The organism is Pseudonocardia sp. P-1 (assembly GCF_058111925.1).
Genome location: NZ_CM176614.1, coordinates 1,597,476 through 1,621,227 on the forward strand (window position 1 = coordinate 1,597,476; position 23,752 = coordinate 1,621,227).

General features: G+C 74.3%; 26 protein-coding genes. 10 read left to right on the forward strand and 16 right to left on the reverse strand.

From position 1 onward, the window contains the following. Positions 1 to 6: 6 nt before the first annotated feature. Together ligD and AC0GKK_RS07680 are read left to right on the forward strand one after the other, a co-directional pair. A complete protein-coding gene (gene ligD / locus AC0GKK_RS07675) occupies positions 7 to 987 on the forward strand; it encodes a non-homologous end-joining DNA ligase (RefSeq protein WP_476654148.1) in 981 nt (326 codons plus the stop codon). An 11-nt stretch (positions 988 to 998) separates the two neighbouring features. Further along, a complete protein-coding gene (locus AC0GKK_RS07680) occupies positions 999 to 1,175 on the forward strand; it encodes a hypothetical protein (RefSeq protein ID WP_208822450.1) in 177 nt (58 codons plus the stop codon). Here AC0GKK_RS07680 and mug read toward each other — a convergent pair. Further along, positions 1,172 to 1,744: a G/U mismatch-specific DNA glycosylase gene (gene mug / locus AC0GKK_RS07685; RefSeq protein WP_251784826.1), complete on the reverse strand. Its 573-nt coding sequence runs from the start codon at positions 1,742 to 1,744 to the stop codon at positions 1,172 to 1,174. The two genes, AC0GKK_RS07680 and mug, sit on opposite strands and share 4 nt — an antisense overlap. A gap of 89 nt (positions 1,745 to 1,833) precedes the next feature. On the opposite strand from mug, the gene AC0GKK_RS07690 reads away from it, so the two are divergent. Both AC0GKK_RS07690 and AC0GKK_RS07695 read left to right on the forward strand, forming a co-directional pair. Beyond that, positions 1,834 to 2,898, forward strand: a complete 1,065-nt coding sequence (locus tag AC0GKK_RS07690) for an ATP-dependent DNA ligase (RefSeq protein WP_489883486.1) — start codon at positions 1,834 to 1,836, stop codon at positions 2,896 to 2,898. Between the two features lie 125 nt (positions 2,899 to 3,023). Next, complete coding sequence (locus AC0GKK_RS07695) at positions 3,024 to 3,890, forward strand: endonuclease domain-containing protein (protein WP_489883487.1); 867 nt, start codon at positions 3,024 to 3,026, stop codon at positions 3,888 to 3,890. A gap of 58 nt (positions 3,891 to 3,948) precedes the next feature. On the opposite strand, the gene AC0GKK_RS07700 is transcribed toward AC0GKK_RS07695, so the two are convergent. Beyond that, on the reverse strand, positions 3,949 to 4,941 hold the full coding sequence (locus AC0GKK_RS07700; RefSeq protein ID WP_251784829.1) for a LacI family DNA-binding transcriptional regulator: 993 nt from the start codon (positions 4,939 to 4,941) through the stop codon (positions 3,949 to 3,951). A gap of 159 nt (positions 4,942 to 5,100) precedes the next feature. On the opposite strand from AC0GKK_RS07700, the gene AC0GKK_RS07705 reads away from it, so the two are divergent. Genes AC0GKK_RS07705 through AC0GKK_RS07720 form a run of 4 tightly spaced genes read left to right on the forward strand, consistent with a single transcriptional unit; the run spans position 5,101 to position 9,451 of the window. Then, positions 5,101 to 6,498: an ABC transporter substrate-binding protein gene (locus tag AC0GKK_RS07705; RefSeq protein ID WP_226369757.1), complete on the forward strand. Its 1,398-nt coding sequence runs from the start codon at positions 5,101 to 5,103 to the stop codon at positions 6,496 to 6,498. Beyond that, positions 6,495 to 7,433: a carbohydrate ABC transporter permease gene (locus AC0GKK_RS07710; RefSeq protein WP_373324099.1), complete on the forward strand. Its 939-nt coding sequence runs from the start codon at positions 6,495 to 6,497 to the stop codon at positions 7,431 to 7,433. The genes AC0GKK_RS07705 and AC0GKK_RS07710 overlap by 4 nt, the downstream gene beginning before the upstream one ends. Beyond that, positions 7,433 to 8,296 (forward strand): carbohydrate ABC transporter permease, encoded by an 864-nt coding sequence (locus AC0GKK_RS07715; RefSeq protein WP_224403201.1) that lies wholly within the window; start codon positions 7,433 to 7,435, stop codon positions 8,294 to 8,296. Before AC0GKK_RS07710 ends, AC0GKK_RS07715 begins: the two co-directional genes overlap by 1 nt. A 30-nt stretch (positions 8,297 to 8,326) precedes the next feature. Next, positions 8,327 to 9,451: an ABC transporter ATP-binding protein gene (locus tag AC0GKK_RS07720; protein WP_062401042.1), complete on the forward strand. Its 1,125-nt coding sequence runs from the start codon at positions 8,327 to 8,329 to the stop codon at positions 9,449 to 9,451. Between the two features lie 87 nt (positions 9,452 to 9,538). On the opposite strand, the gene rlmN is transcribed toward AC0GKK_RS07720, so the two are convergent. Together rlmN and AC0GKK_RS07730 are read right to left on the reverse strand one after the other, a co-directional pair. Beyond that, positions 9,539 to 10,648 carry a dual-specificity RNA methyltransferase RlmN gene (rlmN, locus tag AC0GKK_RS07725; RefSeq protein WP_489883488.1) on the reverse strand — a complete coding sequence of 370 codons (1,110 nt, stop codon included), beginning with the start codon at positions 10,646 to 10,648 and terminating at the stop codon, positions 9,539 to 9,541. Positions 10,649 to 10,679: 31 nt separating this feature from the next. Beyond that, positions 10,680 to 11,258, reverse strand: coding sequence for a hypothetical protein (locus AC0GKK_RS07730; RefSeq protein ID WP_337830210.1), 579 nt, complete (start codon positions 11,256 to 11,258; stop codon positions 10,680 to 10,682). A gap of 171 nt (positions 11,259 to 11,429) precedes the next feature. Here AC0GKK_RS07730 and AC0GKK_RS07735 point away from each other — a divergent pair, with 171 nt between their 5' ends. Beyond that, positions 11,430 to 11,912, forward strand: coding sequence for a Rieske (2Fe-2S) protein (locus tag AC0GKK_RS07735; RefSeq protein WP_482636911.1), 483 nt, complete (start codon positions 11,430 to 11,432; stop codon positions 11,910 to 11,912). Between the two features lie 22 nt (positions 11,913 to 11,934). Here AC0GKK_RS07735 and AC0GKK_RS07740 read toward each other — a convergent pair whose 3' ends face one another. The 5 genes from AC0GKK_RS07740 to rpsB all read right to left on the reverse strand — a co-directional run bounded on the left by AC0GKK_RS07740 (position 11,935) and on the right by rpsB (position 16,056). Then, on the reverse strand, positions 11,935 to 12,687 hold the full coding sequence (locus AC0GKK_RS07740; protein ID WP_482636910.1) for a class I SAM-dependent methyltransferase: 753 nt from the start codon (positions 12,685 to 12,687) through the stop codon (positions 11,935 to 11,937). Next, complete coding sequence (locus AC0GKK_RS07745) at positions 12,684 to 13,619, reverse strand: phosphatidate cytidylyltransferase (RefSeq protein ID WP_308818468.1); 936 nt, start codon at positions 13,617 to 13,619, stop codon at positions 12,684 to 12,686. Before AC0GKK_RS07745 ends, AC0GKK_RS07740 begins: the two co-directional genes overlap by 4 nt. 5 nt (positions 13,620 to 13,624) lie before the next feature. Beyond that, complete coding sequence (gene frr / locus AC0GKK_RS07750) at positions 13,625 to 14,182, reverse strand: ribosome recycling factor (RefSeq protein WP_020622047.1); 558 nt, start codon at positions 14,180 to 14,182, stop codon at positions 13,625 to 13,627. A gap of 101 nt (positions 14,183 to 14,283) precedes the next feature. Next, positions 14,284 to 15,099 carry a translation elongation factor Ts gene (tsf, locus tag AC0GKK_RS07755; RefSeq protein WP_062401035.1) on the reverse strand — a complete coding sequence of 272 codons (816 nt, stop codon included), beginning with the start codon at positions 15,097 to 15,099 and terminating at the stop codon, positions 14,284 to 14,286. A gap of 93 nt (positions 15,100 to 15,192) precedes the next feature. Next, positions 15,193 to 16,056, reverse strand: a complete 864-nt coding sequence (gene rpsB, locus AC0GKK_RS07760) for a 30S ribosomal protein S2 (protein ID WP_062401033.1) — start codon at positions 16,054 to 16,056, stop codon at positions 15,193 to 15,195. An 832-nt stretch (positions 16,057 to 16,888) separates the two neighbouring features. On the opposite strand from rpsB, the gene AC0GKK_RS07765 reads away from it, so the two are divergent. After that, entirely contained in the window at positions 16,889 to 17,335 is a 447-nt protein-coding gene (locus AC0GKK_RS07765) for a M23 family metallopeptidase (protein ID WP_224403203.1), read from the forward strand. Here the strand turns inward: AC0GKK_RS07765 and AC0GKK_RS07770 are convergent. From AC0GKK_RS07770 to AC0GKK_RS07800, 7 genes are all read right to left on the reverse strand, one after another. Further along, positions 17,292 to 18,335: a FliA/WhiG family RNA polymerase sigma factor gene (locus AC0GKK_RS07770; RefSeq protein ID WP_482636908.1), complete on the reverse strand. Its 1,044-nt coding sequence runs from the start codon at positions 18,333 to 18,335 to the stop codon at positions 17,292 to 17,294. The genes AC0GKK_RS07765 and AC0GKK_RS07770 overlap by 44 nt on opposite strands. Further along, positions 18,310 to 19,383 carry a tyrosine-type recombinase/integrase gene (locus AC0GKK_RS07775; RefSeq protein ID WP_482636907.1) on the reverse strand — a complete coding sequence of 358 codons (1,074 nt, stop codon included), beginning with the start codon at positions 19,381 to 19,383 and terminating at the stop codon, positions 18,310 to 18,312. The genes AC0GKK_RS07770 and AC0GKK_RS07775 overlap by 26 nt, the downstream gene beginning before the upstream one ends. 31 nt (positions 19,384 to 19,414) lie before the next feature. Then, positions 19,415 to 20,596, reverse strand: a complete 1,182-nt coding sequence (locus tag AC0GKK_RS07780; protein ID WP_482636906.1) for a DNA-processing protein DprA — start codon at positions 20,594 to 20,596, stop codon at positions 19,415 to 19,417. Beyond that, positions 20,593 to 22,107: a YifB family Mg chelatase-like AAA ATPase gene (locus AC0GKK_RS07785; protein ID WP_251784839.1), complete on the reverse strand. Its 1,515-nt coding sequence runs from the start codon at positions 22,105 to 22,107 to the stop codon at positions 20,593 to 20,595. The genes AC0GKK_RS07780 and AC0GKK_RS07785 overlap by 4 nt, the downstream gene beginning before the upstream one ends. Further along, positions 22,107 to 22,469 carry a YraN family protein gene (locus AC0GKK_RS07790; RefSeq protein WP_062401027.1) on the reverse strand — a complete coding sequence of 121 codons (363 nt, stop codon included), beginning with the start codon at positions 22,467 to 22,469 and terminating at the stop codon, positions 22,107 to 22,109. The genes AC0GKK_RS07785 and AC0GKK_RS07790 overlap by 1 nt, the downstream gene beginning before the upstream one ends. Before the next feature lie 134 nt (positions 22,470 to 22,603). After that, a complete protein-coding gene (locus tag AC0GKK_RS07795; protein ID WP_020627284.1) occupies positions 22,604 to 22,927 on the reverse strand; it encodes a DUF2469 domain-containing protein in 324 nt (107 codons plus the stop codon). Then, complete coding sequence (locus AC0GKK_RS07800; protein WP_482638685.1) at positions 22,924 to 23,694, reverse strand: ribonuclease HII; 771 nt, start codon at positions 23,692 to 23,694, stop codon at positions 22,924 to 22,926. The genes AC0GKK_RS07795 and AC0GKK_RS07800 overlap by 4 nt, the downstream gene beginning before the upstream one ends. Positions 23,695 to 23,752: the final 58 nt, after the last annotated feature.

Genomic DNA, 23,752 nt, shown 5'->3' on the forward strand with positions numbered 1-23,752 from the left:
CCACGGGTGGCCGCGCGCGGGGCGGGTGAGCCGGTCGAGCTGACGATCGGCGACCGCGTGGTGCGGCTGTCCAGCCCCGACCGCGTCTACTTCCCGGAGCGGGGCGAGACCAAGCGGGACCTCGCCGACTACTACACCGCCGTCGGCGACGGCGTCGTCCGCGCGCTGCGCGACCGGCCGTGCATGCTGCACCGCTTCCCCACCGGCGTCACCGGGGAGAAGGTGCACCAGAAGCGGCTGCCGCGCGGCGCCCCCGACTGGGTGCGCACCGTCCGCGTGACCTTCCCGCGGTACAACCGCACCGCCGACGAGCTGTGCGTCGCCCACCCGGCCGACGTCGTCTGGGCGGTGCAGATGTCCACCGTCGAGTTCCACCCCTGGAACTCCCGCGCCGCCGACGTCGAGTCCCCCGACGAGTGGCGCATCGACCTGGACCCGATGCCCGACGCCTCCTGGACCGACGTCCGCCGCGTCGCCGGCGTGGTGCACGAGGTGCTCGACGAGCTGGGCGCGACCGGGTTCCCGAAGACCTCCGGCGGCTCCGGACTGCACGTCTACGTGCGCATCCCGCCCGACCACGGGTTCGCCGACGTCCGCCGCGCCGCGCACGCGTTCGCCCGCGAGGTGGAGCGCCGCTGCGACCGCGTCGACCTGTCCTGGTGGCGCAAGGACCGCGACCCGTCGACGGTCTTCGTCGACTACAACCAGAACGCCCGCGACCACACGATCGCCTGCGCCTACTCGGTGCGCGGCACCCCCGACGCGCGGGTGTCGGCCCCGGTGGCCTGGGACGAGATCGACGACTGCGAGCCCCGGGACTTCACGATCGCCACCGTCCCGGCACGCTATGCCGAGCTGGGCGACCTGCACGCCGGCATCGACGAGGCCGTGTTCGGCATCGAGCCGTTGCTGGAGTGGGCCGACCGCGACGAGCGCGACGGCGCGGAGACGCCCGATCTGCCCGATCTCGACGGGGGCGGCCGCTAGGCTCGGCGCCCATGGACGACGGGCCACGCAAGGACAGGTTGAACCGCCTCGGGTACGGGATCGGCGGTGGTCTCGCCGTCGGGTCCGCCGTGTGGGTGCTGTCCGGCACGTGGTGGTGGCTGCTGGTCTTCCTCGCCGTCGGCCTGGCGCTCGGGCTGTTCCTGCGCTCGACGACCCCGGGGGCCTAGCCCGGCCCCTGCTCCCGGGCGCGGGCCCGCAGCCGCGCGAACTCGGCGACCATCGCCGCGCGCGACCAGTGCGCGTTGAGCCCCGAGGGGTTCGGCAGCACCCAGATCCCGGTCGTCCCCAGCCGGTCGGTCTGCTCCCCCACCGCCGCGTCGCGCCGCCCGAACGCGGTCCGGTAGGCCCCGATGCCGACGACGGCCAGCCACCCCGGCTCCCGCGCCGCGACGAGCGCGCGCAGCCGCTCCCCACCGGCGACGACCTCGTCGTCGGACAGCTCGTCGGCCCGCGCGGTGGCCCGGGGAGCCATGTTCGTGATGCCGAGCCCGAGCCGCGCCAGCTCGCCCTGCTCGGCCGGGGCCAGCAGGCGCGGGGTGAACCCGGACCCGTGCAGCACCGGCCAGAACCGGTTGCCGGGACGGGCGAAGTGGTGCCCGGTCGCGGCCGACACCAGGCCGGGGTTGATGCCGCAGAACAGCACCCGCAGCGGCGGGTCGCCGGGCCCGGGCAGGACGTCGTCGATCGTCGCGTCCCGCGCCCGCTCCAGCGCCTCCCGGTCGGGCAGTCGTCCCACACCGATCAGTCTGGCGCACCGGGCCGGTCCCCCCTCGGACGGGCGAGCCGGGATGCTCGCGCCGACGATCGAGAGGAGACTCGTCCGCCGTGGACCTGCCCGTGATGCCCCCGGTGAAGCCGATGCTAGCCAAGCCCGCCCCGTCGATCCCCGAGGGCAGGCTCTACGAGCCCAAGTGGGACGGCTTCCGCTCGATCGTCTTCCGCGACGGCGACGAGGTGGAGATCGGCTCCCGCAACGAGAAGCCGATGACCCGCTACTTCCCCGAGGTCGTCGAGGCGGTGAAGGCGCACTTCCCGCCGCGCGCGGTGGTCGACGGGGAGATCGTCGTCGCCTCCGGGAACGCACTGGACTTCGAGGCGCTCCAGCAGCGGATCCACCCCGCGGCCAGCCGGGTGACGCTGCTCTCGACCGAGACGCCGGCGTCGTTCGTCGCCTTCGACCTGCTGGCGCTCGGCGACGACGACCTCACCGCGCGCCCGTTCGCCGAGCGCCGCGCGCTGCTGGAGGAGGCGTTCGCCGGCGTCGCCCCGCCGGTGCACCTCACCCCGGTCACCGACGACACCGCCACCGCGCGCCGCTGGTTCGAGAAGTTCGAGGGCGCCGGGCTCGACGGGCTCATCGCGAAGGACCCGGCCGGGACCTACCAGCCCGACAAGCGCGTCATGACCAAGGTGAAGCACGAGCGGACCGCGGACTGCGTCGTCGCCGGGTACCGGGTGCACAAGTCCGGCCCGGACGCCGTCGGGTCGCTGCTGCTCGGCCTGCACGACGCCCGCGGGGTGCTGGTGTCGGTCGGGGTCGTCGGGGCGTTCCCGATGGCGCGCCGCCGTGAGCTCATGACCGAGCTGCAGCCGCTGGTCACCGACTTCGACGACCACCCGTGGGCCTGGGCGAAGCAGCTGGAGGGCGAGCGGACGCCGCGCAAGTCCGAGACGAGCCGGTGGAACGCCGGCAAGGACCTGTCCTTCGTCCCGCTGCGCCCGGAGCGGGTGGTCGAGGTCCGCTACGACTACATGGAGGGCCAGCGGTTCCGCCACACCACCCAGTTCGTGCGGTGGCGCCCGGACCGCGAGCCCGCCTCGTGCACCTACGAGCAGCTGGAGCGCCCCGTGAACTTCGACCTCGCGGAGGTGCTCGCCGGGCGCGGGTGATCCTTCTCCGCGGAACCCGCGCCGCCCTGCGGGGGACCCTGGACTCCGCGGAGAAGGATCACGACTGCGAACGGCTCCCCCGAGTTCGCCCGTGGCGCGCGCAGTTCCCGGCCAGGGTGCCCCGCATGGACCTGGACACGGTGCTGCGCGGCCAGGACGGCGTGTTCTCCCGAGCACAGGCGACGGCGTGCGGGATCTCGGCGAAGGCACTGCGCAGCCGGGTCGCCCGCGGCGCCGTCGTGGTCGTCGCACCGGGGGTGTACCGGGCGGCGTCGCACCGGCCCACCGCATGGGGACGGGTGGTGGCCGCCGCGTTGTGGGCCGGGCCGGGCGCCGTCGTCGACGGGCCCGCGGCGGCGTTCCTGCACCGGATGTCGGTACCCAGCACCGCGTTCCCGGTCGTGGGGGTGACCGTCCCCGCGCACGCGCGGCGCACACCACCGGACCGGATCCGGGTCCGCCGGCGCACCCTGGACGCGGCGGACCGGACGGAACGGCGCGGGGTCGCCGTCACGGCGCCGGCCCTGACCGCGCTGGAGACGGCCGTCGCCCTCACCGACGGCACCACCTTCCTCGACCGGGTGCTGCAGCGGGGGTTGCCCTTCCCCGAGCTGCTCGCCGCGTTCCAGCGCGGGGTCGGCGCCCACGGCTGGGCCCGGGCCCGCGAGCTCGTCGTCGAGGCCGCCGACCGGGCCGACTCGCGGGCCGAGCGGCGCCTCGTCGCGCACCTGCGACGGGCGGGACTCACCGGGTTCGTCCTCGGGTGGCCCTTCGGTCCGTGGCGGGTGGACGTCGCGTTCGTGGCGGAACGGCTCGCGGTGGAGATCGACGGCTGGGCGTTCCACTCGGACCCGGCCCGCTTCCGGGCCGACCGGCGCAAGCAGAACGCACTGGTCGCCGCGGGGTGGACGGTGCTGCGGTTCACCTGGCAGGACGTCCGGGACCGGCCGGGCGACACGGTGGGCCGGATCCGGTCGGCGGCGCTGCGGTGATCCTTCTCCGTGGAGCCCGGTGCACCCTGCGGGACATCGCACGCTCCGCAGTGAAGGATCATGGGCGGCAGCCGCACGACTCCCGGTGCACGAAGGTCGTCGGCAGCCGCAGCGAGCGCCGCTGCGCCTCGGGCTCGGCCATGCGGCGCAGCAGCAGCCGGACCGCCTCGCGCCCGATGTCCGCGAACGGCTGCGCGACGACGGTGAGGCGCGGGCTGAACGCGTCGGCCCACGGGAAGTCGTCGAACGCGGCCAGCGCCAGGTCCCCGGGGATGTGCAGGCCCAGGTCGTGGGCGGCCTGGACGGCGCCGATCGTCATCGCGTTGTTGCCGGTGACCAGCGCGGCGGGCCGCTCGGGCGAGGCCAGCAGCTCGCGCACGACGACGCGGGCGGGCTCGCTGTCCGAGCGTCCCTCCACCACCGGCCCGGGCGGGAGGCCGGCCCGGCGCATCCCGAGGCGGTACCCGGCGAGGCGCTCGACGGTCGTCGCGAGTCCGGCCAGGCCGGCGACGAAGCCGATGCTCGCGTGCCCGGCCTCGGCCAGGTGGGTGACCAGCCCGGCGACGGGCTCGACGTTCTCCGAGCCGACCTCGTCCAGCTCGCCGTCGAGCATCCGGTCCACCAGCACCGTCGGCACGCCCTGTGCCGCGAGCGCCTCGAGGGTCGCGGTGGAGTCGCCCGAGGGGGCGAACAGCACGCCGTCGACGCGGCTGCGGAGCTGCGCGACGGCCGTCGCCTCGTAGCCCGGGTCGTCGTGCGGGTCGGCGAGCAGGAGGGTGTGCCCGGCCGCGGCGGACTCGTCCTCGATCGCGTGCAGCAGCTCGCCCAGGTACGGGTTGGAGATCGCCGACAGCGCGAGCCCGACGGTCCGGGTGCGCGCGGTCGCGAGCGAGCGTGCGGCGGCGTTGGGTGTGTAGTGCACCTGCGCCATCGCGGCCAGCACCTGCTCGCGGGTGGTCTCCCGGACGGGCCGGGTGCCGTTCAGGACGTGGGACACGGTCGCGGTGGAGACCCCGGCGAGCCGGGCGACCTCGGCCATGGTCGCGATCACGCACCTCCGAGGCGGGTCACGGGTTGGCGACAGCGTACAGGCAACCGGTTGCGCAAGCGGTTACTCCACGCATACCGTGCACCGGTCATACCGGACGGACGTGTCCCGGACCACCCCGTTGCACACCCGTCGGAGCCCTCGACGACGAGGAGAGTGCCCGTGCGCCCGAGAACCAGGTCGCGTCCCGCCGTCCTCACCGCGTTGCTGGCGGTCATCGGTCTCGCCCTCACCGGCTGCGCCGGGGCCGGAACGTTCGGCCTGCCTCAGGGCACCCGGATCGTGACGATCGCGATCGTGTCCAACCCGCAGATGGAGGACGCGATCGAGCTCAGCCCCCGGTTCGAGGCCGAGAATCCCGGCATCACCGTGCGCTTCGTGAGCCTGTCCGAGAACGAGGCCCGCGCGAAGATCACCGCGTCGGTCGCCACCGGCGGCGACGAGTTCGACGCCGTGATGATCTCGAACTACGAGACCCCCCAGTGGGCCCGCAACGGCTGGCTGGTCGACCTCGACCCGCTGATGGACGCCACGCCCGGCTACGACCGGGACGACTTCACACCGACCATCCGCGGCGCCCTGTCCGGCCCCGACGGACACATGTACTCGGTGCCGTTCTACGGCGAGTCCGCGTTCCTGATGTACCGCAAGGACCTGTTCGAGCAGGCCGGGCTGACGATGCCCGCGAAGCCGACCTGGGACCAGGTCGCGCAGTTCGCCGACCGCCTCACCGACCGCGAGCAGGGCCGCGGTGGCATCTGCCTGCGCGGCAAGCCCGGCTGGGGCGAGGTCATGGCCCCGGTCGACGCGATGATCAACTCCTACGGCGGCCGCTGGTTCGACGACCGGTGGAACGCCCAGCTGACCTCCCCCGAGGTGCGCAAGGCGGTCAACTTCTACGTCGACCTCGTCCGCCGCGACGGCCAGGCCGGCGCCGCGGGCTCCGGGTTCTCCGAGTGCGGCAACCAGTTCAGCCAGGGCAACACCGCGATGTGGTTCGACGCCACCGTCGCCGCAGGTCTGCTGGAGGACCCGGCCCAGTCCAACGTCGCCGGGAAGGTCGGCTACGCGCCGGCGCCGACCGGCGTCGACGGCCTGTCCTCGGGCTGGCTGTACTCGTGGGCGCTGGCCATCCCCCGCACCACCGCGGAGAAGGGCCCCGAGCAGGTCGACGCGACCTGGAAGTTCCTGTCCTGGATGACGTCCAAGCCGTACCAGAAGATGGTCGGCGAGGAGCTCGGCTGGACCTCGGTCCCGCCCGGCGCCCGCCAGTCGACCTACCGGATCCCCGAGTACGTCGCGGCGTCGAAGGCCTACGCGCCGCAGACCATCGCCGCGATCAACGCCGCCGACCAGGACCGGCCGACCCGCGACCCCGTCCCGTACACCGGGCTGCAGTTCGTCGGGATCCCCGAGTTCCAGGACCTGGGGACCCGGGTCAGCCAGCAGATCTCCGCGGCCATCGCCGGGCAGCAGACCGCTGACGAGGCCCTCGACCAGGCCCAGCAGTACGCCGAGACCGTCGGCGAGTCCTACCAGCAGAGCGGGGGCGACCGGTGACGACCACAGAGGCACCACCGCAGGCGGCACCGGAACGGCAGACCTCACCGGCCGCGGAACGCCGCGACGGCTGGATCCGCCGGGCACCGCTGCTGCCCGCGCTGATCTTCACGATCATCGTCACGCAGCTGCCGTTCCTGGTGACGATCTGGTACTCGCTGCAGTCCTGGAACCTGGTGCGCCCCGGCAGCCAGCGCTTCGTCGGGCTGGAGAACTACGCGACGGTGTTCACCGACTCGCAGTTCCGCGGCGTCGCGCTGAACTCGATCCTGCTCACCCTGGGCGCGGTCGCGATCGCGATGGTGCTCGGGCTGCTGATCGCGCTGCTGCTCAACCGCGCGTTCCTCGGCCGCGGCATCGTCCGGACGCTGATCATCACGCCGTTCCTGATCACCCCGGTCGCCGGTGCGCTGCTGTGGAAGTCGGTGCTGTTCGACCCCACCTACGGCCTGGTGAACTTCCTGCTCTCGCCGTTCGGCGCCGGGCAGACCGACTGGGTGTCCACCTTCCCGCGGGCCGCGGTGATCATCGCGCTGGTGTGGCAGTGGACGCCGTTCATGATGCTGCTGATCCTCGCCGGGCTCGGCTCCCAGCCGCAGGAGGTCCTCGAGGCCGCCCGGATGGACGGGGCGACCGGGTTCGCGGTGTTCCGCGAGGTGACGCTGCCGCACCTGCAGCGGTTCATCGAGCTCGGTGTCGTGCTCGGCGCCATCTACCTGGTCAACACGTTCGACACGATCTACATGATGACCCAGGGCGGTCCGGGTACGGCGTCGGCGAACCTGCCGTTCTACATCTACCAGCGGGCGTTCCTGGGCTTCGACATCGGCGAGTCCGCCGCGATGGGCGTGGTCACCGTGGTGGCGACGATCATCGTCGCCACCCTGGCGCTGCGCCTGATCTTCCGCAGCTTCTCCGCCGCCGAGGAGGCGTGATGACCGCAGTCGCCGAACGGACCTCCACCCCCGCGACGACGCCGCGGAAGGCGCCGCGCGGGGCCGGGCCGCTGCTGAGCGTGCTGGCCTGGATCGTCGGGCTCGGGTTCTTCTTCCCCGTGCTGTGGATGGTGATGACCGCCTTCAAGACCGAGGCGCAGGCCGTCACGATCCCGCCGACGGTGTTCTTCGTCCCCACGTTCGACAACTTCGCCGAGGTGTTCGGCGGCGGGGTCGGGCCCTACCTGCTCAACTCGCTGTTCGCGACGGTCGCCTCGACGGTCCTGGTGCTCCTGCTGGGCACCCCGGCCGCGTTCGCGCTGTCGCTGCGGCCGGTGCGCAAGACCCAGGACGTGCTGTTCTTCTTCATCTCGACCAAGATGCTGCCGGTCGTCGCGGCGATCGTGCCGATCTACGTCGTCGTGAACTACCTGGGTGCCCTGGACAACATCTGGACGCTCGTCGTGCTCTACACGGCGATGAACCTGCCGATCGCGGTGTGGATGATGCGGTCGTTCTTCCTGGAGGTCCCCAAGGAGCTCCTGGAGGCCGCGAGCATGGACGGGGCGTCGCTGTGGCGCTCGCTGCGCGAGGTCGTGCTGCCGATCATCTCGCCCGGCATGGCCGCCACCGCGCTGATCTGCATGATCTTCGCCTGGAACGAGTTCTTCTTCGCGGTGAACCTGACCGCCTCGCGGGCCGCGACCGTGCCCGTGTACCTCGTCGGGTTCATCACCTCCGAGGGCCTGTACTTCGCCAGCCTCTGCGCGGCGGCCACCGTGGCCGCGCTGCCGGTCGTCATCGCCGGCTGGATCGCCCAGAACAAGCTGGTCCAGGGCCTGTCCTTCGGGGCCGTCAAGTGATCGTGTTCGTGACCAGGATGGGAGCCCGCCGTGGCTGACGTGGTGTTCGACCAGGCATCTCGGATCTACACCCCCGGAGCCAAGCCGGCCGTCGACCGGCTGGACCTGACGATCGAGGACGGCGAGTTCGTCGTGCTCGTCGGGCCGTCCGGATCGGGCAAGTCGACGGCGCTGCGGATGCTCGCGGGCCTCGAGGAGATCGACGGCGGCTCGATCCGGATCGACGGCGAGAACATGGTCGGGGTCCCCTCCCGGGACCGGGACATCGCCATGGTGTTCCAGAACTACGCGCTCTACCCGAACAAGACCGTCGGGGAGAACATGGCGTTCCCGCTGAAGATGGCCGGGATCGACAAGGCCGAGCGCGCGGTCAAGGTCAAGGAGGCCGCCGAGATCCTCGGCCTGACCGACTACCTCGACCGCAAGCCGCGCGCCCTGTCCGGCGGCCAGCGCCAGCGCGTCGCGATGGGCCGGGCGATCGTGCGCGAGCCGCGGGTCTTCCTGATGGACGAGCCGCTGTCGAACCTCGACGCGAAGATGCGGGTGCAGACCCGCACCGAGATCGCGGCGCTGCAGCGACGTCTGGGCGTCACCACCGTCTACGTCACCCACGACCAGGTCGAGGCCATGACGATGGGCGACCGCGTCGCGCTGCTCGCCGACGGGAAGCTGCAGCAGTTCGCCAGCCCGGCCGACCTGTACGACCGGCCGCAGAACGCGTTCGTCGCCGGGTTCATCGGTTCGCCGGCGATGAACCTGTTCACCGCGAAGGTGACCGAGCGCGGGGTGACCCTCGCCGGGCGGGAGGTCGCGCTGCCCCAGGACGTCCGGTCGACGATCGGGGCGCACCAGCTCACCGAGGTGACCCTGGGCATCCGTCCCGAGCAGTGGACGGTCTCCCCCGACGGCGGCGAGGGCATCCCGGCCCGGGTCGACGTCGTCGAGGAGCTCGGGTCGGACGCCTACCTCTACGGCACCCTGGCCGAGTCCTCCGGTGACCTGTCGGCGACGGCGTCGCTGACCGGCTCGCGCGACGACGCCGTCGTCGTGCGGACCGCGGGGCGTACCGGGGCGCGGCGCGGGGACCGGGTCGCACTGACGCCGTCGACCGAGGGGCTGCACCTGTTCCACCCGGAGAGCGGCGACCGGCTCTGAGCGGGTCCGCCCGGCGACGCGAGGGGGTCGCCGGGCGGGCGGGCCCGGACGCGACGCGGCGAGCTGCCGAGGGGGTCGCCGGGCGGGTCAGCCCGGATGCGACGCGGCGAGCTGTCCGCAGGCCGCGTCGATCTCCTGGCCGCGGGTGTCGCGGACGGTGCAGGCGACGCCGGCCGCGCGCACCCGGCGCACGAACTCCTCCTCGACGGGCTTCGGCGAGGCGTCCCACTCGCTGCCCGGCGTCGGGTTCAGCGGGATGAGGTTGACGTGCACCCGGGACGTGCCGATGTGCTGCCGCAGGACCTTCGCCAGCATGTCGGCGCGCCACGGCTGGTCGTTCACGTCGCGGATCAGCGCGTACTCGATGGAGACGCGGCGGCCGGTCGTGGTGGCGTAGCGCCGGCCCGCGTCGAGGACCTCGGCCACCTTCCACCGGTTGTTGACCGGTACGAGGGTGTCGCGCAGCTCGTCGTCCGGGCAGTGCAGCGAGATGGCCAGGGTGACCGGGATCCCCTCCTCGCGGAGCCGGTCGATCGCCGGGACGAGCCCGACCGTGGACACGGTGACCCCGCGCGCGGAGATGCCCAGCCCGTCCGGGGCCGGCTCGGTGATCCGGCGGACGGCGGCGACGACCCGCTTGTAGTTGGCGAGCGGCTCGCCCATCCCCATGAACACGACGTTCGACAGCCGGGTCGGCTCGTCCAGCGCGCCGTCGCGGGCCTGGGCGGCGGCGCGGCGGACCTGGTCGACGATCTCGGCGGTCGACAGGTTGCGCTGCAGGCCGCCCTGGCCGGTGGCGCAGAACGGGCACGCCATCCCGCAGCCGGCCTGGCTGGAGATGCAGACCGTCGCCCGGTCCGGGTAGCGCATCAGCACGCTCTCGGCGAGCACGCCATCGTGGCCGCGCCACAACGTCTTGCGGGTGGCGCCGCCGTCGCAGGCCTTCTCGGTCAGCGGCGTGACCAGCGGCGGGAGCAGCGGGCGCAGCTTCTCCCGGACGTCACCGCCGAGGTCGCTCATGGTGTCGAGGTCGTCGGTGAGACGACCGAACCAGTGGCGGGCCAACTGGTCGAGGCGGAACCGCGGTACGCCGAGCTCCTGCGCGACGGCGGCACGGTCGGCCGGGTCGACGTCGGCGAGGTGGCGGGGCGGAGTACCGCGGCGGGGTGCGTCGAAGACGAGCGGGAGGCTGGACATGGCACCTCCAGTGTGCCAGCCCGGCCGCGGATCAGCGGATCCCGGGGATCCGCACGTTGTAGCGCCGGGACAGGTCCTCCAGGATCCCGAGCCTGCGCGCGGCCGCGACCCACAGCACGATCCCGGCGCAGAGCCCGGTCACCGGCACCGCGGACCCGGTCCCCTGGCCCTGGTAGGTCAGGGCCAGGAAGGCGCCGAACGCGGCGATGAGCAGCACCAGGCCGCCGGTCGCGACGAGGCTGCGCTCCTCCAGCACGGTGGACGCCTGGATCAGCAGCACCCCGACGAGGGCGGCGGACAGGGCGGTGGCCAGCTCGCCGTAGTCGACCAGGGACAGCAGCGACGGAAGCAGCACGACCCCGGCGACGCCGATCACGACCAGCCGCTGCATCCGCCGCTTCCGCTCGGGGTGCAGGGTCACCGCCATCGCGGCGTTGCGCCGGCGCACGATCCACAGGTACGCGGTCAGGAAGATCCCGAGCGCGACGAGGACGGTGGCGAACCCGTTCCCGAGGCCGCCCGCACCGACCACCCAGGCCAGCAGGCCCAGGACGATCTCCAGGCTCGGCACGGGAACGCCCAGCGACGGCTGGCGCATCGTGTACGGCATGCATCCACGGTAGCGAGAGCGGCCCGGGACACGGCGCAGGTGTGGCGGAACGACACACCCGTCCTACCTCGAACCGGACATCATGGGAGGCTCGTCACGTGCCCCGGGTCCCCGAGCCCCGGGCCGCCACCACCACACCGCCGGGCCCGCCCGGCCTCCCCCAGGAGAGCCATGACCCTCCCCACGACGTCCTCCACCGAGCCCGATCCCGCCCCGCGCGCCGGAGGGCCTGCCCTCGGCCGCCGCGCGATGATCGCCGGTGCCGGCGTGGCCGCGATCGGCGCGGTCGCCGCCTGCGGTGGCGGCGGTTCCAGCACCACCGCAGGCGGCGGGCAGGCCCAGACCGGGGACGCCCCGGAGGGCTCCCCCGGCACCGTCCTCGGCCCGGCGTCCGCGGTGCCGGTCGGCGGCGGCGCGATCTACGCCGACGCGCAGGTCGTCGTGACCCAGCCGCAGCAGGGGTCGTTCACCGGCCTGTCCGCGATCTGCCCGCACCAGGGCTGCACCGTCAGCCAGGTCACCGACGGCCAGATCGTCTGCCCGTGCCACAACAGCCGCTTCTCCCTCGACGGCGCCGTCGTCGACGGGCCGGCCCAGCGGCCGCTCGACCCGCGGCAGGTCACCGTCGCGGACGGGTCGATCACCCTGGCCTGAGGCCGCTCCCGGCGCCGCGGGCTCAGGACGGCAGGACGAGGCCGTCGGCGCGGCGCCGGGTGTGGAGCCGGTAGCCCACGCGCACGGTGCGGTCGGCGACGTCGTCGATCGCCCGGCGCGCGGTCCGGGCGGAGAACTCGATGCGCAGGACCTCCTCCAGGTCCGCGCGGGTGTCGAACCGCCAGGTCGAGACGACCCGGCGCAGCGCGAAGCCGTGGGCGGCGAAGAACCGGTCGACCGCGGGCGGGTCGTAGCGGGGCAGGTCGGCACGCAGCCACGTCCCGTACGGCCGCACCGTGAAGTCCAGGTCGACGACGGCGAGCACCCCGCCCGGGCGCAGTACCCGCTCGGCCTCGGCGAGCCCCGGTTCACAGCCCGGCCCGAAGAAGTACGCGGTGCGGGCGTGGACCAGGTCCGCGCAGGCATCGGGCAGCGGGAGCCGCTCGGCGCCCGCGGCGTGCACGGTGATGCGGTCGTCTCCGGCCACGCGCCGTCGTGCCCGTTCGACCAGCGGCGGGTGCGGCTCGACACCGGTGACGGTGGCGGCCTGCTCGGCCAAGCGCGGCAGGTGGAAGCCGTCCCCGCAGCCGACGTCGACGACGTCGGCCCCCGCCCAGCCGCCGGTCTCGGCCCACAGCGCGGCCCAGAGCTCGCCGTCGGCGTCCTGGGCGCGGTTCTCGGTCTCGTAGACCTCGGGCCAGTTCCAGATGTTCGGGCTGGGGATGGCCGGGCCGGGCTTCGGCTGACCGCCGAACCCCTGGTAGGTGCGCTTCACGCGATCGGGACGACGATCCCGAGGATCGCCCAGGCGACGAACGCGGTCGGCAGCAGCGAGTCCAGACGGTCCATCAGACCGCCGTGCCCGGGCAGCAGGTTGCCCATGTCCTTGACGCCGATGTCGCGCTTCACCAGCGACTCGACCAGGTCGCCCAGGGTGGCCGTCGCGACGAGCAGTGCACCGACGAGCGGCCCCCAGTACCAGGGCGCGTCCAGCATCAGACCGATGCAGAGCGAGCCCGCGGCCATCCCGGCGACCAGCGAACCGGCGAAGCCCTCCCAGGACTTCTTCGGGCTGATCGTGGGGGCCATCGGGTGCCGGCCCGCGACGACGCCCGCCGCGTACCCGCCGACGTCGGAGGCGACCACGCAGAGCAGGAAGGTCAGGACCCGGCCCACGCCGTCCGGGGCGACGGTCAGCTGCACGGCGAAGGCCACGAGCAGCGGGACGTAGACCGCGACGAACAGCGAGGCGCTGATGTCGCGCACGAAGTGCGCGGCGCCGGTCCGCATCCGCCACAGCAGGCAGCCCAGCACCGTCGCGGCGAGGGCGACCGCGGCCCCGTAGAGGCCGAACGGCCAGGACAGCCAGACGACGGCCTGGCCGCCGACCAGCAGCACCGGCAGCGAGACCCGGATGTCGGCACCCCGGCGCAGCGCGCCCGCGAGCTCCCAGGTACCCACCGCGGTGACGCAGGCGAGCACCAGGACGAAGCCCTGACGCTGGATCAGCAGGCTCAGCAGGATGATGACGCCGAGCCCGACGCCGACCGCGATCGCCGCGACGAGGTTGCGGCCCAGCCGGGACCGCTTGTACCCCTTCTGCCCCCGGACGGGCTTCGGCACATCCGGAGTCGCCGACACGCCGGCCGGCCCGTCACCGGGGAGGTCGGAGGTCACGGGGACGGCGGCGTCGAAGGAGGAGGGCACCGGGCTCAGACCTCGAGGAGCTCGGATTCCTTGTTCTTGACCAGCTCGTCGATCTGCGCGACGTAGCGGTCCGTGACGCCCTGCAGCTCCTTCTCGGCGCGGGCGACCTCGTCCTCGCCGGCCTCACCGTCACGCTGGATGCGGTGCAGCTCGTCCATCGCCTTGCGGCGCAGGCCGCGGAGCACGACACGCGCGTCCTCGCCCTTGCCGCGGGCGACCTTGACCATGTCCCGGCGCCGCTCCTCGGAGAGCTGCGGGATGATCACGCGGATGATCTGCCCGTCGTTGGACGGGTTGACCCCGAGGTCCGAGTCGGCGATGGCCTTCTCGAGCTGCTTGAGCTGGCTGGCGTCGTAGGGCTTGATGACCGCCATCCGCGCCTCGGGGATCGACACCGAGGCGAGCTGGTTCAGCGGGGTCCACGCGCCGTAGTAGTCCACGACGATCCGGGAGAACATGTTCGGAGTGGCCCGGCCGGTACGCACCGACGCCAGATCGTCACGGGCGACCGTGACGGCCTTCTCCATCTTCTCCTCGACGTCGAAGAGGGTTTCCTCGATCACGGTTGCATCCCCCGGCCTGGTCGTACTCGCTGGCGGTCACGATCCTCTCACCCTCCGCCCGGGCGGTGCGCGGAGCACCACCCGGGCGGGGGTGGGAAGGATCAGTTCTGGCCGACCTCGAAGCGCACGAAGTCGGTGATGGTCAGACCCGCCTCGTCGGCGACGGCCTTGACCGACTTCTTCGGGTCGACGACGGAGGCCTGCTCCAGGAGCACGACGTCCTTGTAGTAGCCGTTGACCCGGCCCTCGACGATGCGGGGCAGGACCTGCTCGGGCTTGCCCTCCTCGCGGGCGGTCGCCTCCGCGATCTTCTTCTCGTTCTCGACGATCTCGGCGGGGACCTGCTCACGGGTCAGGTACTCCGGCCGGGCCGCCGCGACCTGCATCGCGAGACCGCGGGCGGCCTCGGCGTCGCCGCCGTCGTAGGCGAGCAGGACACCGATCTGCGGGGGCAGGTCGGTGGCGCGCTTGTGCAAGTAGACGGCAGCCTGGCCGTCGACCCGGGCGTAGCGCTTCAGCTCGAACTTCTCGCCGATGCGGGCGGACAGGGCCTGCACGGCCTCGCCCACGGTGCCGTCCTCGAGCTTGGTCTCGCGCAGGGCGTCGAGGTCGGCCGGCTTCTCGGCGACCGCGGTGGCCAGGATCTTCTCGGCCAGCGCGATGAAGTCGTCGGACTTCGCGACGAAGTCGGTCTCGCAGTCCAGCTCGACCAGGGTGCCGCCGTCGGCGACGACCAGGCCGTTGGCGGTGGCGCGCTCGGCGCGCTTGCCCACGTCCTTCGCGCCCTTGATGCGGAGGAGCTCGACGGCCTTGTCGAAGTCGCCCTCGGACTCCTCGAGCGCCTTCTTGCAGTCCATCATCCCGGAGCCGGTGAGCTCACGGAGCCGCTTGACGTCGGCGGCGGTGTAGTTCGCCATCGGGTGTCTCTCGTCCTCTGGGTCGTGACGGGAATGGATCACCGGGTCGCGTCCGGCGGGCCCACGGTGCGTGGGCCCGCCGGACGCGCGCACTCAGTTCTGGGTGCCGTTGCTGGTGGAGGCGGGGGCGGCCGCGGCCGCCGCCCCGTCGCCACCGGCGGCGGAGAGGCTGGCACCGTCGGAGCCGACCTCGTTGCCCGCCAGGACGTCCTGCTCCCACTCGGCGAGCGGCTGCTCGGCGGCGGCCTCGCCACCCTCGCCCCGGCGCTGGCCACGGGAGACCAGACCGTCGGCGGCGGCCTTGGCGATGACCTTGGTCAGCAGCGCGGCCGAGCGGATCGCGTCGTCGTTGCCCGGGATCGGGAAGTCGACCTCGTCCGGGTCGCAGTTCGTGTCCAGGATGGAGACGACCGGGATCTTGAGCTTCCGGGCCTCGCCGACGGCGATGTGCTCCTTCTTGGTGTCCACGATCCAGACGGCGGACGGGACCTTGGACATGTCGCGAATACCGCCGAGGGTCTTCTCGAGCTTGTCCTTCTCACGGGTCAGCGTGAGGATCTCGCGCTTCGAACGGCCCTCGAAGCCACCGTTCTGCTCCATCGCCTCGAGCTCCTTGAGGCGCTGCAGGCGACGGTGGACGGTCTGGAAGTTGGTGAGCATGCCGCCCAGCCAGCGCTGGTTGACGTACGGCATGTTGACCCGGGCCGCCTCCTCGGCGATGACCTCCTGGGCCTGCTTCTTGGTACCGACGAACATGATCGTCCCGCCGTGCGCGACGGTCTCGCGCACGAACTCGTAGGCGCGGTCGATGTACGACAGCGTCTGCTGGAGGTCGATGATGTAAATGCCGTTGCGCTCGGTGAGGATGTAGCGCTTCATCTTCGGGTTCCAGCGACGGGTCTGGTGCCCGAAGTGCACGCCGCTGTCGAGCAGCTGCTTCATGGTGACGACGGCCATGGCCTGCGATCACCTCTCGGTCGGGCGCGGCGGATGCCGCGCAGGCGGTTCGTGGGCCCACCGGTCGGTGGACCACCCTGGCGCCCGCGGCGGAGCCGGACCCGCTCCCCCTGGTCACACGTGAGCGTGACGTCGGGATCGCAGGACCGCCCGGCCTCCGCTCCCGACGCCGTACCCTGGGGGGACGGCGCAACGGGCGAGCGGGCGCGCGAAGTCACCACGACGGACGTGGTGCGGGCTCCAGTGTACGCCGGGGCCTCCGGGCCGATCGCGGCGGAGCCCGGTTCCGGCGGCGGCAGTCCACAACCGGCCGGTACGTCCCCAGGACGACGATCCACCCCGGCGACGAGCGGTCGTCGTCGCAGGCTGGACGAGTGCCTCTCCCCTCGCCGTCCGCTCCCCCGCCCCGGGACCCGCGTCACGCGTCCCTTCCCGGATGGCGGACCGGGCTACGGGCGGGGGCGGTGCTGCTCGCCGTGGTCGTGACCGGAGCGGCGCTCGTGCCGCCGGGGGCGGCGGTCGCCGCACCGGCGGTCCCTTCACCGGTGGTCCCGGCACCGGCGGTCCCTTCACCGGTGGTCGCGGCACCGGCGGTCGCAGCAGCGGCGGTCACCGCGCCGGCGGTCGCGGCGTCGGGGACCGCCGTCCCGGCTCCGGGGCCACCTCCCGGGGCCGACGGCGTCCCGCCCCCGCCCGGCGCCGGGCCCGCTCCGGGCGGGCCCCCGGACGGAGCGGGCCCGGCGCCCGCGCCGCCGCGGCCGCCCGGAGCGGGGATCCCGGCCCGGGGGCGGACTACGCCTGGCCGCTGCTCCCGCCCCCGGCGGTCACCGCGGTGTTCCGCAAGCCCGCGTTCCGCTACGGCCGCGGGCACCGCGGCGCCGACCTCGGCGGCTCCCCCGGGCAGGCGGTGCTCGTCGCACGGGAGGGGGTAGTGGTGTTCGCCGGGCGGATCGCCGGGCGCGGCGTCGTCTCCGTCGACCACCCCGACGGGCTGCGGAGCACCTACGAGCCGGTGACCGCCGTCGTCGTCGCCGGGGCGCGGCTCGCCGGGGGCGACCCGGTGGGGACGCTGGAACCCGGGCACATCGGGTGCCCGGTCGCGGCCTGCCTGCACTGGGGCGTGCGCCGGGAGCGGCTCGACCACCTGGACCCACTGGTGCTGCTGCGGCCTCCCCGGGTGCGGCTGCTCCCCTGGGAGGGGGCGCCGGAACCCGCGGAGGACGCTCCGGGCCGGGTCAGCCCGCCAGCGCCGGCCGCATCGACGCCCGCAGCCGGGTGATCACCCGGGCGTGCAGCTGGCAGACCCGGGACTCGGTGACCCCGAGGACCCCGCCGATCTCGGCCAGCGTCCGGTTCTCGACGTAGTAGAGATGCAGGACCAGCCGGTCCCGCTCCCCCAGCAGCCCGATCGCGGCACGCAGCTCCGCCCCGGTCTCCCTCCGGACCGCCGCGGTCACCGGGTCCACCGAGTCGTCGGCCGGGAGCGTCGACAGCGGCGAGCCCGCCGGGCCGACCGCGCCGAGGTCCTCGGCGCTGACCAGGTACATCGGCCGCCGGGCCTGACGGAGGTCGCGCACCGCGACGCCCAGCTCCGCGGCCAGCTCGCCGTCGGTCGCGGGGCGCCCGGCGCGGAACTGCACCGCCTCACGGGCCCGTTCGACCTCGCGGCTGCGCGCCCGCACGGTGCGGGGCACCCAGTCCTGGGCACGCAGCTCGTCGAGCATGGCGCCCCGGACCCGCTGGGCCGCGTAGGCCTCGAAGCGGATCCCGCGGGCGGGGTCGAACCGGTCGACGGCCTCCATCAGGCCGAACGTCCCGGACTGCAGCAGGTCGGCGAGCTCGATCGACGACGGCAGCCGCACCGCCAGCTTCGTCCCCACACCGCGCACGAGCGGGGCGTGGTGCTCGACCAGGCGTCGTCGCGTGGCGGCGCCCCGGGTGGCGAGGAACTCGCGCCACAGCGGCACGACGGCCGGCTCGACGGTCTCGTTCAGGTGACCCGGTGTGGCGTCGGGCGTGTCGCGGGGCGCCCGGCCCGTCGCCGGGACGAGGGCGATGCACGCGGGGGCCGCGCCCGCCGGCGGTCGTCCGGTGGTGGCGTCGAGGGGGCCGCCGCGCGGGTGCCCGGGTGGGTCGGGGACCGGTCCGAGGACGGCCGCGCGGGGCACGTCGGCCCCCGCGGCCCTCCGGTCGAGGGCCGTGGCCAGGGCGGTGGGGAACGCATCGGGACGGCGGGGCGTCGTGGGGGACGCCTCAGGCCCGAGGGTGCGCCTGGTCATGAACCACCTTCAACCGGTCGACGGTCACATGCGTGTAGAGCTGTGTCGTCGACAGCGTAGCGTGACCGAGTAACTCCTGTACGTAACGAAGGTCGGCTCCGCCCTCGAGCAGATGGGTCGCCGCGGCGTGCCGCAGACCGTGCGGTCCGACGTCGGGGACGCCCGGTACCGACCGGATCGCGCGGTGCACGACGGTCCGGGCGACGCGCGGGTCCAGCCGCCCGCCCCGCACGCCCAGCAGCAGCGCCGGCGGCGACGACGGGGTCGCCAGCGCCGGTCGGCCGTGGTCGAGCCAGCGGCGCAGGGCGCGCGCGGCGGGCACCCCGAACACGACGGTCCGTTCCCGGTCGCCCTTGCCCCGGACCCGCAGCGTACGGGCGGACTCGTCGACCGCCCCGACGTCCAGCCCGCACAGCTCCGCGACCCGGATCCCGGTCGCGTAGAGCAGTTCGAGGACCAGCAGGTCGCGCAGCGCCTCCGGGGCGTCCTCGGCCGCGCCGGAGGTCACGGCGGCCAGCACCGCCGCGGTCTCCGCCGCGGCAGGCACCTCCGGCAGGACGGTGCCCGCGCGCGGCGACCCGAGCCGGGCGGCCGGGTCGTGGTCGAGCCGCCCGGTGCGCACCGCCCAGGCGCAGAACGTGCGGGCCGCGGCGGTGCGCCGGGCGACGGTGGCCCGCCCGGCGCCTGCGGCGTGCGTCGCGCCGAGCCGCCGACGCAGGTGGTCCAGGTCGAGCGCACCGAGGCCGGGGAGCCCGCGGAGCAGGTCGGTGAGGTCCGAGCGGTAGCCGCGGACGGTGTGCGGCGAACGGTTCCGCTCGTGACTCAGGTGCCCGGTGAACTCCTCGACGGCGGTGGCGACGTCCGGCGCGAGCCCGTCACCGGCGGCGGCCCCGTCGCTGCCCGCCGGCCCGGCGCTCCCTGCGGACCCGGCGCCCGCGGCACGGGCGCCCGCCGGGCCCACGGCCGGCCCGTCGACCGCGCCGGGGACCGGCTCGGTGGCCGCGGGACCGGACGACCCCGCGGGACCGGGGGACTCTGTGCGCGCCATGCCCGGACGGTCCGCCGCCGCGGGGCCCCGGTCAAGGACCCGCGCGGCGTGCCGGACGCTGCCACAGTCCCTGGTGGTACTCGGCGAGCCCACGGTCCTCCAGTTCGGTCAGTGCCGCGCGCAGCTCGTCGGGTCCGACGCCCGCTGCCTCCCCGATCCGTCCCGGCGGCCACGCGGCCCGGGCGGGCAGCGCGTCGTGGACCGCCAGCACCCGCGGGTCGAGCCCGTCGGTCGGGCGGGACTCCCCCTGCGGCGGCAGGGCGAGGTCCACACCCAGCCGGCCGACGACCTCCAGGACGTCCTCAGGACGTCCGACGAGACCCGCCTGGTGGGAGCGGACCAGCTCGTGGCAGCCGACCGACATCCCCGAGGTCACCGGGCCCGGCACCGCCATCAGCGGGCGCCCGAGCGCGGTCGCGTCGGCGGCGGTGCGCTTCGTCCCGCTGCGTGCCCCTGCCTCGACGACCAGGGTCCCGACACCGAGTGCGGCCAGCAGCCGGTTGCGGACGAGGAACCGCAGCCGCCCGGGGATCGTGCCGGGCGGGTACTCGGTGAGCACCAGTCCGGTCGCGGCGATCCGCTCCAGGAGACCGGTGTGCGCGGCCGGGTAGACGCGGTCCGGGCCGCAGGCCAGCACCGCGACCGTCGCGCCGTCGACGGCGAGCGCTCCGCGGTGCGCGGCGGCGTCGATCCCGAACGCGGCGCCGGAGAGGACCGCGACGCCGCGCCGGGCCAGCGTCGCGGAGAAGTCCGCGGCCACGTTCAGCCCGTACGGGGTCGCGGCACGCGACCCGACGACGGTGACCGACCGGTCGGCGAGCGTCGCGATCTCCCCCGGCCCGCGGGCCCACAGCGCGATCGGGGGCGCGAGGTCGGCCCGCGGGGCCTCGGCGAACGACCGGAACGGCCACGACGGCCAGCCCCGGTCCTCCGGCACGAGCAGCCGGGCCCCGGCTGCCGCGGCCGCCTCCAGGTCGGCCTCGGAGCGGTCGGTACCCCGCCGGGCCGCCGCGGCGCGCAGCAGCTCGTCGGGGACGGCACCGCGACGCAGCCGGTCGGCCGCCTCGACCGGCCCGTACCGGTCGACCAGGGCGACGAGGTGCCGGTTCGGGGGTTCGACGCAGCGCAGCAGGTAGGCGCGGGCGCGCAGGACCTCCTCGGGCACCGTGCCGGCGTCGGTACCCGGGCGGACGGCCGGGACCGGGGCGCTCACGCGGCACCCCGCTCGCGGAAGTACAGCGCCGCGTCGACCAGGCCGCGGTCGGGCCGTTCGGCCCCGGCGAGGTCGCTGAGCGTCCACGCGACCCGCAGAGCGCGGTCCGCGCCGCGGGCACTGAGGTCCCCGGCCCGCAGCCGGGCCTCCAGCGGTGCGATCACCCGGGCGGGCAGTGGGAAGCGGGTCCGCAGGGCGGGGCCGGGCACCTCGGCGTTGCACCGCCACCCGTGCTCCGACCAGCGCGCGACGGCGGCGGCGCGGGCGTCGAGCACCCGGCGGCGGACGGTCGCGGTGTCCTCGCCCCGCTTCTCGGTCACCCGCAGCGCGGTCACCGGCTCCATCGCCACCCGCAGGTCGACCCGGTCGAGCAGGGGGCCGGACAGCCGGGACATGTAGCGGCGGCGGACGTCGGGGCGGCAGGTGCAGTCGCGGTCGATCGGCGGTGCGCACGGGCACGGGTTCGCCGCGAGCACGAGCTGGAACCGGGCCGGGTAGCGCACGGTGCCGTCGGCGCGGGACAGCCGGACCTCGCCCTCCTCCAGAGGAGTGCGCAGCCCGTCGAGGACCGAGGCCGGCCAGTGCGGGCACTCGTCGAGGAAGAGCACACCGCGGTGGGCCAGCGACACCGCACCGGGCCGGGCGACGCCGCTGCCCCCGCCGAGCAGCGCCGCGGTCGACGCCGAGTGGTGCGGCGCCACGAACGGCGCGCACGTACTGAGCGCCCCGCTGTCGCCGAGCCGGCCGGCCACCGAGCGGATCGCGGCGAGCTGCAGCGCCTCGGCGCGATCGAGCTCGGGCAGCAGCCCCACCACGCGCTGGGCCAGCATCGTCTTGCCGGTGCCGGGTGGGCCGACCATCAGCAGGTGGTGCCCGCCGGCGGCGGCGATCTCCAGGGCGCGCCGGGCGTCGTGCTGGCCGAGCACGTCGGCCAGCTCGGGTGCCGCGACGGCCGGGGCCTCCTCCTGCCCGCCGTCGTGCCGGTGCAGCAGCCGGTTGCCCGACGCCCAGTCCAGGACGTCGCCGAGGCTGTCGGCACCGAACGCCTCGATCCCGTCGACCAGCGCGGCCTCGGCGAGCGCGGCTCGGGGCACGACGGCGCGGACCATCCCGGCGTCGCGCGCGGCGAGCAGACAGGGCAGCACGCCGAGCACCGGCCGCAGCCTGCCGTCGAGGGCGAGCTCGCCGAGCAGCGCGGTGCCGCGCAGCCGGTCGGGCGGCACCGCGTCCGCGGCGACGAGGACACCCAGCGCCAGGGCGAGGTCGAACCGGCTGCCGGTCTTGCGCAGGGTCGCCGGGGAGAGGGCGAGCACGATCCGCTCGTTGGGCCAGGTGCGGCCGGAGTGCACGATCGCGGACCGGACCCGGTCCTTGGACTCGTTGAGGGCGGCGTCGGGCAGGCCCACGAGGTGCACGCCGGGCATCCCGCCGCCGATGACCGCCTCGATCTCGACGGGGACGCCGTCGACGCCGTGCAGCGCCACCGACCAGATCCGTGCCGGGGGCCGCATCAGAACGCCGCCGGGTAGTGGGTGAGCGTGACCGGCCGGCCGGGCCGGATCAGGACCGCCACGACGTCGAACCTGATCTCCACCCAGCTCACCCGGTGGGCGGCCATGAACGCCTTCGCCAGCAACCGGATCCGGCGTGTCTTGCGGCGGGTCACCGCCTCGGCGGGCTCGCCGTAGCGGAGCCCGGAACGGGTCTTGACCTCGCAGAACACCAGCCGTTGCTGCGGGTCGACCGCGACGATGTCGATCTCGCCGTGCGTGCACCGCCAGTTGCGGCTGAGCACGACCATCCCGTGTGCCCGCTCGAGGTACTCGGCGGCGGTGTCCTCACCGCGGCGGCCGAGCTCGTCCTTCGCTGCCATGGGTCCACGATCGGGCCGGACGGGCCCGTCGCGGGGGTGGATCGGCAGGCTGTGGACGGATCCGCCGGTTGGGGACGGGCACCGCCGGCCGCGCCGCCGGGGCGGCGGAACCGTCGGTGGGGTCTGCTACGCGCTCAGCCCGGGAACTGGTCGTCGTCGGGGAGCCGCAGGTCAGGGGTGTCGAGCTCCTCGATGTTGACGTCCTTGAACGTCACCACCCGCACGTTCTTGACGAACCGCGCCGGGCGGTACATGTCCCACACCCACGCGTCGGACATGCGGACCTCGAAGTAGACCTCGCCGTCGGCGTTGCGCGGGGCGACGTCGACGGAGTTGGCCAGGTAGAACCGACGCTCCGTCTCCACGACGTAGGAGAACTGGGCGACGATGTCGCGGTACTCCTTGTAGAGCGTGAGCTCCATCTCGGTCTCGTACTTCTCGAGATCCTCGGCGCTCACCGGCCCGCTCCTCCTGTGACGATCTCCAACGACTCCCACGCCCCGACCGTGTCCTCCGGGTCTCCGGGGTCGGGTTCCTGCTCGGGGAGCGCCCCATTGTGGACCAGCCCCGCCGGGGCCTCGCGCCCGGCCACCGCGGCGACGTTCGCGAAGGAGAACCGGTGCTCCGGGCAGGGCCCGTGTGCGCGCAGCGCGGCCTCGTGGTCCGGGGTGCTGTAGCCCTTGTGCACGGCGAAGCCGTAGCGGTCGTGCTCGGCGTCGAGCGCGGTCATGATGCGATCCCGGGTGACCTTGGCCAGCACCGACGCCGCCGCGATGCAGGCCGCCACCCGGTCCCCCTTCGGCACGGCGAGGGCGGGGCGGCCGAAGCCGCGGACCGGGAAGCCGTCGGTCAGGACGTAGCCGGGCGGGACCGCGCTCAGCGCGGCCACCGCGCGACGCATGCCCTCGATGTTGGCCACGTGCACCCCACGGCGGTCGACCTCGGCCGCCGGGATCACGACGACGGCGTGGTCCAGCGCCCGGGCGCGGATGCGGTCGTACCAGTGGTCGCGGGCGGCCGGGGTCAGCAGCTTGGAGTCGGTCAACCCGTCGAGGGCCTTCGCGTCCGCGGGCCGCAGCACCGCCGCGGCGACGACCAGCGGTCCGGCACTCGCACCGCGACCGGCCTCGTCGACGCCGGCGACCGGGCCGAGCCCGTGGCGCTGCAGGACCGTCTGCAGGGTCCAGGTGCCGCCGTCGCGGACGACGGCACGCGGCGGACGCAGCCCGTCGGGCAGGACCCGTACGGGCCGTCGGCGGGCGCGCGGCCGTCCGGTGGGACGG